At 73.2% G+C, this 13,693-nt stretch carries 10 protein-coding genes; 4 read left to right on the forward strand and 6 right to left on the reverse strand.

Annotation, left to right across the window (positions count from 1 at the left end; genetic code table 11):
• Positions 1-130: 130 nt before the first annotated feature.
• Complete coding sequence (locus EOT10_RS03585) at positions 131-751, reverse strand: TetR/AcrR family transcriptional regulator (protein ID WP_127826533.1); 621 nt, start codon at positions 749-751, stop codon at positions 131-133.
• A 239-nt stretch (positions 752-990) separates the two neighbouring features.
• Here EOT10_RS03585 and EOT10_RS03590 point away from each other — a divergent pair, with 239 nt between their 5' ends.
• Positions 991-2,568: an APC family permease gene (locus EOT10_RS03590; protein ID WP_127826534.1), complete on the forward strand. Its 1,578-nt coding sequence runs from the start codon at positions 991-993 to the stop codon at positions 2,566-2,568.
• A 66-nt stretch (positions 2,569-2,634) separates the two neighbouring features.
• On the opposite strand, the gene EOT10_RS03595 is transcribed toward EOT10_RS03590, so the two are convergent.
• From EOT10_RS03595 to EOT10_RS03615, 5 genes are all read right to left on the reverse strand, one after another.
• Entirely contained in the window at positions 2,635-3,045 is a 411-nt protein-coding gene (locus EOT10_RS03595; protein ID WP_127826535.1) for a cytidine/deoxycytidylate deaminase family protein, read from the reverse strand.
• Between the two features lie 150 nt (positions 3,046-3,195).
• Positions 3,196-5,313 carry an acetate--CoA ligase family protein gene (locus tag EOT10_RS03600; protein WP_223280731.1) on the reverse strand — a complete coding sequence of 706 codons (2,118 nt, stop codon included), beginning with the start codon at positions 5,311-5,313 and terminating at the stop codon, positions 3,196-3,198.
• Positions 5,310-6,497 (reverse strand): glutamate dehydrogenase, encoded by a 1,188-nt coding sequence (locus EOT10_RS03605; RefSeq protein ID WP_127826536.1) that lies wholly within the window; start codon positions 6,495-6,497, stop codon positions 5,310-5,312. The genes EOT10_RS03600 and EOT10_RS03605 overlap by 4 nt, the downstream gene beginning before the upstream one ends.
• On the reverse strand, positions 6,494-8,107 hold the full coding sequence (locus tag EOT10_RS03610; RefSeq protein WP_189491049.1) for a 5-guanidino-2-oxopentanoate decarboxylase: 1,614 nt from the start codon (positions 8,105-8,107) through the stop codon (positions 6,494-6,496). The genes EOT10_RS03605 and EOT10_RS03610 overlap by 4 nt, the downstream gene beginning before the upstream one ends.
• Before the next feature lie 11 nt (positions 8,108-8,118).
• Complete coding sequence (locus EOT10_RS03615; protein ID WP_127826538.1) at positions 8,119-9,276, reverse strand: acyl-CoA dehydrogenase family protein; 1,158 nt, start codon at positions 9,274-9,276, stop codon at positions 8,119-8,121.
• 284 nt (positions 9,277-9,560) lie between these two features.
• On the opposite strand from EOT10_RS03615, the gene EOT10_RS03620 reads away from it, so the two are divergent.
• From EOT10_RS03620 to EOT10_RS03630, 3 genes are all read left to right on the forward strand, one after another.
• A complete protein-coding gene (locus EOT10_RS03620) occupies positions 9,561-10,772 on the forward strand; it encodes an MBL fold metallo-hydrolase (protein ID WP_127826539.1) in 1,212 nt (403 codons plus the stop codon).
• Between the two features lie 290 nt (positions 10,773-11,062).
• Positions 11,063-11,314 (forward strand): hypothetical protein, encoded by a 252-nt coding sequence (locus EOT10_RS03625; protein ID WP_189491052.1) that lies wholly within the window; start codon positions 11,063-11,065, stop codon positions 11,312-11,314.
• Positions 11,315-11,718: 404 nt separating this feature from the next.
• Positions 11,719-13,605, forward strand: a complete 1,887-nt coding sequence (locus EOT10_RS03630; protein WP_431313250.1) for a sensor histidine kinase — start codon at positions 11,719-11,721, stop codon at positions 13,603-13,605.
• The last annotated feature ends 88 nt before the right edge of the window (positions 13,606-13,693 follow it).

Consider the following 13,693-nt stretch of genomic DNA (forward strand, 5'->3'; position numbering starts at 1 on the left):
GTAAGGCGTCTGCCGTGTGAGGCGTCTGCGTGAGGCGTCTTGTGGGGGAGCCTGCCCTTGGGTGGCTCCCCTTCGGCGTGTCCCGGCCGGGTCCGTCAGCCGTGTCAGCCCGTCGGCCCGTGTCGGCCCGTCAGGCCGTCGCCGCCGTCAGGTCGTCGCGCTCCAGGCCCAGCTCGCGGGCCAGCGCGTCATCCACCCACTGCTGCATGCGCACCCGTGACACCGTCCCCGTGTACGCGGTCATCTGCACCGCGAGGCCGTCGAGGAGCGCCGTCAGGCGCAGTGCCGCACCGGCCGGGTCCGGGCAGTGGAACTCGCCCGCGGCCACACCCTCGGAGACGACCTCGGCGAGCGCCGCCTTCCACTGCTTGTCCAGATCGCGGGTGACGTCCCGCAGCGCGGGTTCGCGCAGGGCCGCGGCCCACCCCTCGATCCACAGCCGCCAGCCCTTGGCCTGCCCGGTCGGCGCGTACCAGCGCACCGCCGAACGCAGCCGGCGCAGGGCCGTCGTCCGCTTGCCGAGCAGCTTGCGCAGGTGTGCCAGGTCGCCCTCGGCGGCGTGCGCGAACGCGGCGGCGACCAGCTTCTCCTTGGTCGAGAAGTGGTACAGGACCAGCGCGTTGCTCACCCCGAGCGCGGCGGCCACGTCGGCGATGCGCACGGCTGCCACGCCGCGCGCCTCGATCTGTTCGATGGCGGCCCGCAGCAGCTCTTCGCGCCGCTCGGCCACGCTCAACCGGACTCTTGCCACGCGGTAACCCTACACACGGGGTGCGCCGTGCGGTGCCCGGCGGCGAAGCCCGTGAAACCGGCCCGTGCACGACTCTTGACAGTGCCCGGTGGCGGCCGTCACAGTCTCGCTTACTGACTGGCTGTTCAGTCAATAGCTGATCGGGAGACCGGTCGAAGGCCGGCCGAGAGCCGACCGGAGAACCGTTCGCGAGAAGCAGCGTCGAGCCCCGTGCCCCGCCGTGCAGCAGGAGTATCCCCGTGACCCAAGCGCCGCCGATACCGCCGACCGAGCCGCCCGCGACGGGCGCACCCGACCAGCCCGACCTGCCCGACCTGTCCGAGGGCTGGGGTGAACAGCGTTCCCGGCTCAAGAAGGACCTGCGCAGGCTGGACGTGCTGTTCTTCCTGATCTGCACCCTCGTCGGACTCGACACCATCGGGTCCGTCGCCGCGCAGGGCCCCCAGGGCATCACCTGGATGGCGATCCTCGCCCTGGTGTTCTTCCTCCCCTACGGGCTGCTCGTGGCCGAACTGGGCTCCGCCTTCCCCGTGCAGGGCGGCCCCTACGTGTGGACGCGCCTGGCGTTCGGACGGCTCGTCGCCGGAGTGAACCAGCTCCTCTACTGGATCTCCAACCCCGTCTGGGTGGGCGGCAGCCTGTGCATCATCGCGCTCACGACGTGGGAGGAGTTCTTCACCCCGCTGCCCGGCTTCTGGAAGTACGCGGCCGGCCTCGTCTTCATCTGGGGCGGCGCGCTCGCCGTCGTGCAGTCCGTGCGGATCGGCAAGTGGGTGCCGATCGCGGGCGCCGTCGCCCGGATCGTGCTGCTCGGCTTCTTCCTCGTCTCCGTCGTGGTGTTCGCCGCCGAGCACGGCGTACACGCCCTGCCCGCGGGCGAGTTCGTCCCGACGTACGTCGGCTTCGTGGGGCTTGTCCCCGTCCTGATCTTCAACTACGTGGGCTTCGAACTGCCGAGCTCCGCGGCCGAGGAGATGACGAACCCGCGGCGCGACATCCCGCTCTCCATCCTGCGCTCCGGCCTCGCCTCCGTCGTCCTGTACGGCGGCCCGATCCTCGGCATCCTGTTCGTGCTGCCCGCCAAGGAGATCGGCAGCCTCGGCGGCTTCATCGACGCCTGCAAGGCCGTGTTCACGGTCTACGGCGGGTCGGTCGCCGCCGACGGCACAGTCACCCTCACCGGCCTCGGCTCCGTCTTCGGCGGGGTCGCCGCGGCGGGCCTCATCATCGGCCTGCTCACCTCGGGCGTCACCTGGGCCATGGGCGCCCACCGCGCGCAGGCCGTCGCCTGCGCGGACGGCGCGGGCCCGGCCTGGCTCGGCAAGATCTCCGAGAAGCACGGCACCCCGGTCCGGGTGAACCTGCTCTCGGCGGTCCTCGGCTCGATCCTGTTCGTGGTCGCCCTCAACCTCACGGACGGCAACGGCGAGAAGTACTTCGCCGCGGGCCTCGGCCTGACCATCTGCACCACGTTCATCTCGTACGTCATCACCTTCCCCAGCCTCGCGGTCCTGCGCCGCAAGTACCCGGACACGCCGCGCCCGTACGCGGTCCCGGGCGGACGCCTCGGCACATGGATCGTGAGCGCCCTCGCCACCGGGCTCGTGGCGTTCACCGTGGTCGTCCTGATCTGGCCGGGCTTCGGCGTCGGCTGGTTCGGCTCGGCGGGCAACGCGGCCGACTCGCTGCCCGCGTCGTTCGCCGGCGAGCGCGCGCAGTACACCCTCAGCCAGGTGGTGCCCCTGCTGCTCTTCGTGGGGATCGGGCTCGTCTTCTACGCGATGGGCGCCAAGACGCGCCGCCGCGTGGGCGAGTAGCGGGCGGACGCAGGACACACGAAGAGGGCCTTCCCCGGGGTGGGGGAGGCCCTCTCGGCGTGTTCGCTACCCGTCGAGCTGGTGGTCGTGCCAGACGTAGCTCTCGGGGAGCAGGTCCCCGACGGGGACGGCCCGCAGGCGCTCGCCCGTGCCGACGATGACCTTCAGGGCGGGGAAGTAGTCGAGCAGCGCCTGACGGCACCGGCCGCACGGGGGAATGACACCCCGGTCGCGGTCGCCCACCGCCACCATCGTCTCCAGCTCGTACGCGCCCTGCGCCGCCGCCGCGCCGATGACGACCAGTTCGGCGCAGGGGCCGCCGGTGAAGTGGTAGGCGTTCACCGCGGTGATGATCCGGCCGTCGCCGGCCCGGGCCGCGGCGGCCACGGTGTGGTTGTCCCCGCGGCAGCGCGTGCGCGCGACATGGGCCGCGGCCTCCACGAGTTCGTGGTCGACGGGGTGGGGGTGGGTGGTCATGACCTCTGCCTTCGTCGGGATGCGGGCGATGCGGGTGCCCGGCGGACATCTCGCGCCGGGCAACGGCGAAGCGCCGCCCGGGACAGATCCCGGGCGGCGCGTCACATCGGCACGGAGACTAATCGGCACAGAGACTAATCGGCACAGAGGCTAGTCGCGTTCGCGGAGCACCCCGTGCGCGTCCAGGGCGATCGCTCCGCCCGGGTGCACGAGCAGGGGGTTGACCTCCAGTTCGGTCAGCTCGGGGTGGTCGACGGCCGCTCGGGCGACCGCGCACACGGCGGCGGCCGCCGCGTCCAGATGAACTCCGGGCGCGCCCCGCCAGCCCGTCAGCAAGGGGGCGTGACGCAGCCCCATGAGCAGGGCACGCGCGCGTGCGGGGGTGAGGGGCGCGAGGGCCAGTGCCGTGTCGGCGAGCAGTTCGGCGGTCACCCCTCCGACGCCGACCATGACGACGGGCCCGAACGACGGGTCGCGCCGCACACCGACGATCAGTTCGTGCCCGTACGGCGGTGTGGCCATCGCCTCCACGGCGTAGCGGTCCGCGCCCGTCGCCGCCTTCATGCGGGCGAACGCGGCCCGCAGGGCGTCGGCGTCGCCGAGCGACAGGGCGACACCGCCCGCCTCGGTCTTGTGGGCGAGCCCCATCGCCTTGAGGACGACGGGGTAGCCCGTCCGGAGCTCCGCCGCCTCGACGGCACCGTCCGCGTCGGTCACGAACTCGGCGGCGGGGAAGGCGAGTCCGTAGGACGCGAGCAGTTCGCGCACGTGCTCGTACCCGCCGTCCGTCAGCGCGTACGTCGCCGGGGCCTCCTGTGTTTCCTGCGGGAGGAGTGGCCGACCGGCGACGCGGGCGGACGCCGCGAGGGCGGTGGCGGCCTGCTCGATGCGCTCATAGACGGGCACACCGCGCTGCCGTAGGACGGACAGGGCGGGGGTGTCGCGGGCCATCGTGTGCACCACGAGGGCGCGTCCGGAGTCGACCGCGGCGTCCGCGAGGGCGTGCGCGACCTCGCACTCGCGGTCCGCCTGGGCCGGGTTGGCGGTCGCGTAGTCGCCGAAATAGCCCGTGAGGACGACGGCGTCGGCGTCGCCCGAGCGCAGCAAAGTGCCCGCCACGCGCGCGTAGTTGCCGAGGTCGGCCTCGCCCGCGCCCGCCAGGTCCACCGGGTTGGCGCACCCCGCGCCGCCCGGCAGCTGCTCCGCCACCGCCTCGCGCGTCCCGGCCGCGAACGCGGGGACGTCGATGCCCTGGGCGGCGAACGCGTCGGCGGCGAGGGCGCCCTGGCCCCCGCTGTCCCCGACCACGGCGACGCTGCGGGGACGAGGTGACGCCCCGGCCGCGTGCCCCGCACTCCGGTGGCGTACGCCCTCCGCGAGCAGGTACACGGCCGTGTCCACCAGTTCGCCCGCGGTGTCGAGGAGCAGGGCGCCGGCGTCGCGGCACACCGCCTCGACGGTGGCGCGGGCGCTCACCAGGGCGCCGGTGTGGGACGCGGCGGCGCGCCCGGACGCCGCGCTGCGGCCCACGGTCAGGAGCAGGACGGGTTTCCCGGCGGCGTGCGCGGCCGCCAGGACCCGCGCGAGGCGCCGGCCGTCGCGGAAGTCCTCGATGTACGCGGCGAGTGCCCGGGTCGGGCCGTGCGCGATCAGTGACTCCAGGGCGTCCGCCGCGTCGATGTCCCGCTGGTTGCCCAGCGACACGAACCGGGAGAAGCCCTGCCCGGCGCGCGCGAGGAGACGGCCGATCTCCAGGGCGAGGTTGCCGCTCTGGGACACGAGACCGAGGCCGCCCGAGGGGAACTCACCCCAGCTGAGCCGCAGTTCACTGGTCGTGTCCACCACGCCCATGCAGTTCGGGCCGAGCAGCCGGGCTCCGTGCGCCGTGACCAGGTCGGCGAGGGCGCGCTCCTCGTCGGCGGTGGCACCGCCCGACGTGATCACGGTGAAGCACCGGGCGCCCGCCGCGAGACCGTCCGTGACCACCGGCCGCACATGGCGCGGCGGCACGGCGACGACGACGTGGTCGGGCGGTACGGGCAGCGAGGCCAGATCCGGCCGGAACGGTTCACCGTCCAGGCTGCCCCCACGGTGGTTGACCAGGTGGACGGCGCGGCGCCCGCGGCCCGACAGAGCCCCCGACGCCAGCCAGTAACCCCACTTCTCGGGGTTGTCCGACGCCCCGACGACCGCGACCGACCGGGGATCGAAGAGCGCGTCGAGCCCCACGCGCGCGTGCGTACCGGTGCCCGGCAGCCGGGTCGTCACCTGTACCACCCGAACCGCTCCGCGATCACCGGAAGACGGTCCGCGACGATCGCGTGCGCGGCGGCCCTCGGCGTCGTCCCGTCCGCCTCGGCCCGCGCCAGCATCTGGTCGATCAGCGCCCGCATGGAACGCCGCGTGTACGCGAACGCCTCGTCCGCGTCGGCGCCGATGTCCCCGAAGAGGGTCCACCACCACCACGCGTTCGTACCGGAGTTGACGACGACGTCGGGCAGGACGGTGATGCCGCGCGCGGCGAGGAGTTCCTCCGCGTCGGGCAGGACGGGCATGTTGGCGGCCTCGACGATCCAGCGCGCGGTGATCCGCTTCTGGTTCGCCGCGTCCACCGCGTACGACACGGCGGCGGGCACGAGCACCTCGGCCTCCGCCGACAGCCAGGCGTCGCCCGGCAGTTCGCGGTCGCCCTCGCGCAGCGCCGAGCGGTCCACGGTCCCGTAGGTGTCACGGGCGGCGAGAAGAGCCTCCACGTCCAGGCCCTCGGGGTTGGCGACGGTCCCCTTCACGTCGGCGACCGCCACGACCTTCAGGCCTGCGCGCGACAGGAACCGGGCGGTCGCCCCGCCCATCGTGCCCAGACCCTGCACGGAGACGCGGGTGCCCTCGTACGGCACCCCCGCCCGGTCGAGAGCCGCAAGCACCGACTCGGCGACACCGCAGCCGCCCACGAGCTCGTCCAGGCCGATGCCGTCGACGTCGACCGCGAAGGCGTCCGCGAGGCGCTTGCGCGCCTCCGCCTCGTCGTCGAGCAGCGGGTACACGGCCTGGATGGACGAGACGAGCCCGGCCTCCTCCGCCGCCCGGTCGACGAGGTCCTGGGTGAGCCCCAGGTCCTCACCCGTCGTCCAGAACGACTCGATGTAGGGCCGCATGGCGCGCAGGTACCGCACCAGGACGCCGTACGCCTCAGGGTCCTGCGGGTCGCAGTCGATGCCGCCCTTGGCGCCGCCGAGCGGGATGTACCGGCCCTGCGGGTTGTAGTGCAGGGCCTCCTTCATCGTCATGCCGCGCGCGAGGCCGGTGACCTCGTCGAGCGTGCATCCCCGGCGCATCCGGAGACCGCCGCTGGACACACCGCGCACCAGACGGTCGACGACGAGGTAGCCGTTCCTGCCGGTGACGTGGTCCGTCCAGGAGACGGACATCAGGGGAGTGGCGGGCGCGGTCATGCGGTCTCCTCGGGGACGGTGATCAGGGTGGGTCCTGGGGTGGCCAGGGCGCGGGTCAGGAGCGCGGCGAGTTCGCCGGGGGAGTGCGCGACGGCGCCCCTGCCCCCGAAGGCCCGCGCGAGGCCGGGCAGGTCCACGCGCGCGTGGTCGACGGCCTCCGGCGTGTCGCCGCGCGCCACCATCTCGTCGCGGATCTCGCCGTACCCGCCGTTGTCGAACACGACGACGGGCAGCGGGAGTTGGAGCTGCGCGGCGGTGGCCAGCTCCTGTACGGAGAACTGGAGCCCGCCGTCCCCGCTGAGCGCGACCACCTGCCGGTCGGGGCAGGCGGCCTTGGCGCCGATCGCGGCGGGCAGGGCGTAGCCGAGCGTGCCGAATCCCGTGGGGTGCAGATAGCGGCCCTCGGGGCCGACCGGCAGATGCGGGATCGCGCCGTAGTAGCAGCACTGCGCGCTGTCGGAGGTGAGCACGGCATCGGCCGCGAGGACGCTCCGGATCGCTTCGAGGTACGGCACCCAACGGGCGTCACGCGCGCGTGTCTCGTCGTCGCGGGCGGTGCGCACGGTGGCCGTGGTGCGGGTGGCCTCGTCCGTGGACGCGGGCCCCGGCACCTTCGCGAGCCGCTCCCGCAGCGCCGTCATCGTGGCCCCCGCGTCGCCGACCAGCGCGATGTCCGCGGGGAGGCCCGCGTACATCTGTGCCGGGTCGACGTCCACGCGGACGAGCCGGCCGTCGAGCGCGGGCGGCGCGGACCACAGGTCGGACTCGGCGAGCTCCGTGCCGACGGCGAGTACGACATCGCGGTCCGCCAGCCACTTCTGCACGGCGGGGCTGTGCAGCGACACGCCGAGGGACAGCGGGTGACGTTCGTCGACGATGCCCTTGCCGTTCGCGGTGGTCGCCACCGGAGCGCCCAACTGCTCGGCCAGCGAACGGCATTGCTCGGCCGCGCCACGCGCGCCGCCGCCCAGCACAAGGCCGGGCCGTACGGCGCCGGCGAGCAGCGCGGCCGCCGCGTCGAGCGACGCGCCGTCCGCCGCGCGGGGCGCGACGGCGGGCGCGAGCCGTACGGGCCCCGCGGGCTCCGCCGCCTCCAGGAGGTCGAGCGGCACCTCGATGTGCACGGGGCGCGGACGCTCCGTACGGAACAGGCTGAACGCCCGCGCGACCGCCGCCCCGATCTCCTCCACCGACGACACCCGGTGGCTGAACGCCGCGACGTTGCGCAGCGCCTCCGTCTGGCTGCGCATCTCGTGCAGCAGGCCCGTCGACTGGCGCGGATGGCGCAGCGGCATGCCCGGCGACACCACGAGCAGCGGCACGCTGTCCGAGTACGCCTGCCCCACGGCGGCGGCGATGTTCAGGAGAGCGGGACCCGTCGTCGTGATCGCCACCCCGGGATCGCCCGTCACGCGCGCGTAGGCGTCGGCCGCGTACCCGGCACCCTGCTCGTGACGCGGCGCGACATGCGTGATGCCGTACGCCGCGAGGTGCCGGTAGATCTCCAGGTTGTGGGTCCCTGGAATACCGAACGCGGTGGAGACCCCGTGGGCGGCGAGCGCCCGCACGAGCGCCTCGCCGCCGGTCGATGTCTGCGTCTCGTGAGCCACGATCTCCCGGGTCACAGCGACCTCGAGATGACCAGGCGCATGATGTCGGAGGTGCCTTCCTCGATCTCCTCCAGCTTGGCGTCCCGCATCCACTGCTCGACCGGGAACTCCCGCGAGTAGCCCCAGCCGCCCAGGGTCTGCACGGCCGCCCATGTGCAGTACGCAGCCGTCTCCGAAGCGGTCAGTTTGGCCATGGCCGCCTCGGCGGTCGCGTCGAGGCCCGCGTCGATCCGCTTGGCCGCCCGCCACGTCATCAGCCGCGCCTGCTCGATCCGCGTCCGCATGTCCGCGAGCCGGAACGCCACGGCCTGGTGCTCGATGATCGGCTTGCCGAACTGCACGCGCTCGCGTGCGTAGTCACGCGCGTACTCGTACGCGGCCCGCGCCACACCCGTGGCGGCCGCGCCCAGGACGGCGCGCGAGATGTCGAACGTCCGCATGAGGCCGACGAAGCCCTGCCCCTCGTCGCCGAGCCGGTCGGCGTCCGGGACGAACACGTCGGAGAAGAACATCTCGCGGCACACGATCGCGCGCTGGCCCATCTTGCGCATCGGCTCACCGAAGGTGAGCCCCTCGGCGCCCTTGCGCAGCAGGAACGCCGTGACACCGCGCGAGCGCTGCGAGGGGTCGGTCTTGGCGAACACGACGTACTGGTCCGCCTCGCCCGCGTTCGAGATCCAGGCCTTCTGGCCGTTGAGGAGGTAGCCGCCCTCGGTGCGTGTCGCCGTCGTCACGATGGACGCCGCGTCGGACCCGGAGCCCGGCTCGGTGGTCGCGAGCGAGGTCATCGGGGTGTCGGCCCCGGCCAGCGGCGTCAGCCACGTGCGCTTCTGCTCCTCGGTGCCCAGCTCCATGACGGGGTCGGCGAAGAACCCGTTCGAGCAGAGCAGATTGCCGATGCCCAGGTCGCCCACGCACAGCTCCTCCTGCACGAGGACCTGCGTGAACACGTCGGTGAACCCGCCGCCCCCGTACTCCTCGGGCAGCATGAAGCCCGTGATGCCGACCTTGGCGGCCGCGCGCCACAGGTCCCAGGGCGTCTCCACGTCCGCCTCGTCGACGGCGCGTCCGCGGGGCCGGATCTCCTCACGCGCGAACGTCCTCGTGAGGTCGATGATGTCGCGCTGTTCCGGCGTGAGGGGAACCAGCTCGACGGGGAGCTCTGACACGGTGCCTCCTGAAACTGACGGGCTGTGCCCGGCGTCGGGACCTGACGGTGCCGACCGGCCGGCCGCGGAACCAATTACTGAATCGCCAGTCAGTATCGGAGCCCGTGAAGACCCGTGTCAACGGACCCGCTACTGAATGCTGGATCAGTTTTGGGCGGGCCGGGCGCAGGCGGGTGGGCCGGGGGGATCCCGTGTGCCGAGGTCCCGCACCGGGCACTGTCGGTGGGGGCGCACATAATGGAATCCCTGATCGGGATTCCCCGATCGATCCACAGGGAGGCGCTGTGTCACGTTCTCTGAGTTCCCGGCTTCGCCCGCTGCGGCCGGCCGCGTTCGGCGCGGACCCGGCGGGAGAGCGGCTCGCGCGGATCCTGAGCTCGCCGAACTTCGAGGACGGCAGCTTCCAGAACCCGGTGGGCGCCCGCACGAGACCCGCGGGTTCCATGATCGAGTTCGCGAAGGTCTTCCTGGCCAAGGAGGGCCGCGTCCGCCGGGCACCCATGGGTATCGTCCCCGTGCACCCCACGACGCTCGCCGACCTCGCCAAGCCCCCGGTCAGCGGCCTGCGGCTCACCTGGATGGGGCATTCCAGCGTCCTCGCCGAGATCGACGGCCGCCGTGTGCTCTTCGACCCCGTCTGGGGCGAGCGCTGCTCACCGTTCTCCTTCGCGGGCCCCAAGCGGCTGCACCCCGTACCGCTGCCGCTCGCCGCGCTCGGCCCGGTGGACGTCGTCGTGATCTCCCACGACCACTACGACCATCTGGACCTGCCCACGATCCAGGCGCTGGCGGACACGGACACGCTGTTCGCGGTGCCGCTCGGCGTCGGCGCCCACCTGGAGCACTGGGGCGTCCCCGCGGACCGCCTCCGCGAGCTCGACTGGCACGAGTCCACGCAGGTGGCGGGCCTGACGCTGACGGCGACCCCCGCACGCCACTTCTGCGGCCGCGGCCTGCGCAACGAGCAGCACACCCTGTGGGCGTCCTGGGTCGTCGCGGGCCCCGAGCACCGCGTCTATCACAGTGGTGACACCGGCTATTTCCCCGGCTTCAAGGACATCGGCGCCGAGCACGGGCCGTTCGACGCGACGATGATGCAGATCGGTGCGTACAGCGACTTCTGGCCCGACATCCACATGCGCCCGGAGGAGGGCATGCGCGCCCACCTCGACCTCCAGGGCGGACCGGGCGGCGGTCCCATGCTGCCGATCCACTGGGGCACCTTCAATCTGGCCCCGCACCCGTGGGCGGAGCCCGGCGAGGGCACCCTCTCCGCGGCGCGGCAGGCGGGCGCCGGGATCGCGCTCCCCTGCCCGGGCGAGCCCTTCGAACCCGCGGCGGAGACGCTGCCCGCGCAGCCGTGGTGGCGCGGCGTCGCCACGCGGCCGGAGGGCGGATGGCCGGAGACGACGGACCGTACGACCGGCACAGCACCCGGCGACGCCGCGTCCACGGAATCGGGCTCCGGCGAACAGGAGGCTGTGCCGGCGGTGTAGGTAGGGGCGGGGCGGGGGTGTAGGGGGACCGCTGAGGCGGGTGCGTGATGCCCCGCCCGTAGCGCCGCCGATTTCACCGAGGCCGGGCTTGTGTATCTGCTCAAGGCCGGCCATCTCACTTGTGGCGGATGGACCCGGGGTTGCCGGGGGTGGGCCGAAGCATTCTGGGTGCGGGTCGACCGACCCCCAGATCCGGCAGACACCTTCTCCTGAGAGTCGACCGGACCGGGCAGTCCACCGATGCGGGTGTGCTTGTTCCCGCGCGGTCCGATCGAGCGGGAGAGCTACCGGTGAACGGTGACTACGCCGTCGAGGACTTCTTCAAGCGCGACGGCGGCCGCTACGGCCGGGTGAACTGGCCCGCCGTGCTCTGCTGCCTGGCCGGTGTCGCCGTGCAGAGCCCGTTCATGATCAGCGGGACCGGCCGGACCACCTACAGCGGCCCGATCGCCAAGGCGCTCGGCAACACCGACCTCTCCTTCGGCGCCGGCCTGCTCGTCGTCTCGCCGCTGCGCTCGATGCTGCCGGGCGCCACGACGTAGGAACACCTGTACCCATGGGCAGTTGAGGTGCCGGACCTGTTATCGGTCTGTCGTACGAAGCCTCATACCAGAGCGGGATCTCCGGCGCCGGACTTTGGCAACTGCCCACCGCATGTGAGGCCTCCCCGACTACCGTGTGTGCTCGCTGAGCAACGCAGCGACGGCATTCTGACCCGCTCCCGGCAGGGAGCGCGATGCCGCCTGCCCGCGTCGCGCCGACCCGCAGGAGCCCCCACGTACGAGGACGCCGAATGTCTCACCTTCGCCCACCGGCCGCCCGCCCAGACCGCCGAGAGGGCGGTCGGCACGGCAGGCCGGGCGGCCGGTCCGTCCCCCCGCAGCCCGAGACCCACATACGGCCCCAGCTTCTGCGCCTAGCCGTACTGCCCCCGCTCGCCGTCGCGTTGAGCGCCAGCGCCGCGGTGCTCTTCACCGTCCGCTCCACGGGCGCCCGCCCCGGACTCGCCCTGTGGGCCGTCCTCGCCGGCGCCTGCCTCGTCACCCTCGCCGGCATCGTGATCGCGGCCGTCGCCGCCGACCGCGCCGCCAGGTCCGTACGGGACCGGGTCGGCGTCCTGCGCCGCGCGAGCGCCCGTGGGCAGAGCGAACTGCGCGGCCTCGTCGAGCAGTTGCGCAAGGGAGAGGGCCCGCCGCCCCGCAGGACACCGCCCCCGGTCGCCCCGGACGGCGACGAGTTCGACCAGCTCGCCGCGGACCTCACCCGCGCCCAGGACGTGGCCGTCACCGCCGTCGTCCAGGCGTCCCAGCTCTCCAGCCACGCGGGCAGCGAACAGAAGGTCGAGGTCTTCGTCAATCTGGCCCGGCGCCTGCAGTCCCTCGTACACCGCGAGATCTCGATCCTCGACGAACTCGAGAACGACGTCGAGGACCCCGACCTCCTCAAGGGCCTGTTCCACGTCGACCACCTCGCCACCCGGATCCGCCGGCACGCCGAGAACCTGGCCGTGCTCGGCGGCGCCGTCTCCCGGCGCCAGTGGAGCCGCCCGGTCTCGATGACCGAGGTGATGCGCTCCGCCATAGCCGAGGTCGAACAGTACGCGCGGGTCAAGCTCGTCCCGCCGGTCGACGGCACCCTGCGCGGGCACGCCGTCGCCGACTGCATCCACCTGCTCGCCGAACTCGTCGAGAACGCCACCGTGTTCTCCGCCCCGCACACCCAAGTCCTGCTGCGCGCCAACATCGTGACGTCCGGGCTCGCCATCGAGGTCGAGGACCGCGGCCTCGGTATGCCCGTCCCCGAGCAGAACAAGATGAACACCCTGCTCGCCGACCCGGACCAGGTCAACGTCGCGAGCCTCCTCCAGGACGGTCGCATCGGCCTCTTCGTCGTCTCGCAACTCGCCCGCCGGCACGGCATCACCGTCCGCCTCCAGAGCAATATCTACGGCGGTGTGCAGGCGGTCCTCGTCGTGCCGCAGAGCCTGCTCGGCGGCGACGAGAACGAGCCGGCGCCCAAGGCGCGGGGCGCCGAGTCCGCGACGGACGACAGCGCGCAGAGCATGCACCAGCGGCACCAGGCGCACGAGCGGCGGCTCTCCCAGCACCACGGCCGTCCGGGCCGCCCGCACGAACTCGAACAGCAGCCCGCGCAGCCAGTCCAGGCCCACCTGACCGAGCAGGCCCACCTGACCCACCAGGCGCCGCGCGAGCCCGAGCCGCAGGTCCAGCTCCACGAGGCGCAGCGACAGGCGCCCCCGGCCGCGGACGTGCCGCCCGTCTCGCGTGCCCCGCACGGCGGCGTGGCCGTCGTCCCGCGGCAGCCCGGCAGTGGCGCCTCGGACGGCGTGCGCCCCCTGGCGCCCACCGGGACCGCGCCGCCCCTCCCGCTGCGTACGGCCAGGGACGAGCGCCGGACACCCGCCGACGCGCTGCCCGGCATCCGGGCCGAGGACCGGCAGGCTCCCCGCGAACCCACACCCCTCCCGCCGACCCCGGCGGGCGGTGCCGTGCGCGGCACCATGGGGCGGCCCCAACTCCCCAAGAGGCGCGTCCAGGAGCACCTGGCACCGCAGTTGCGGGGTGGCCCGGTGCCGCGGCCGGAGTATCCGGAGGACGAGGTGCCCGTCGTCCACGACCCCGGTCTGATGGCGGCGTTCCAGCGCGGCATCGGCCTCGCGGAAGCGGCCGAGGCGCGGGACCTGACGCTCGGGATGCGGGACACGGCGGACTCGGGTCCGGCCCACGAATCCGGGCCCCACGAATTCCGTGCCCACGAATCCGGGTCCTACGAATCCGGCGCCCCGGACGACGGGAGCGAGCCGGCCGGATGACCTTCACCCGCCCCTCCCGAAAACCCACGCCCCCGCACCGAGCAGCTGAGTTCACGCCCCCGCACCACCCCCTGCCCCCGCACCACTT

The sequence above is a fragment of the Streptomyces antnestii genome (genome assembly GCF_004005495.1).
Lineage (GTDB): Bacteria > Actinomycetota > Actinomycetes > Streptomycetales > Streptomycetaceae > Streptomyces > Streptomyces antnestii.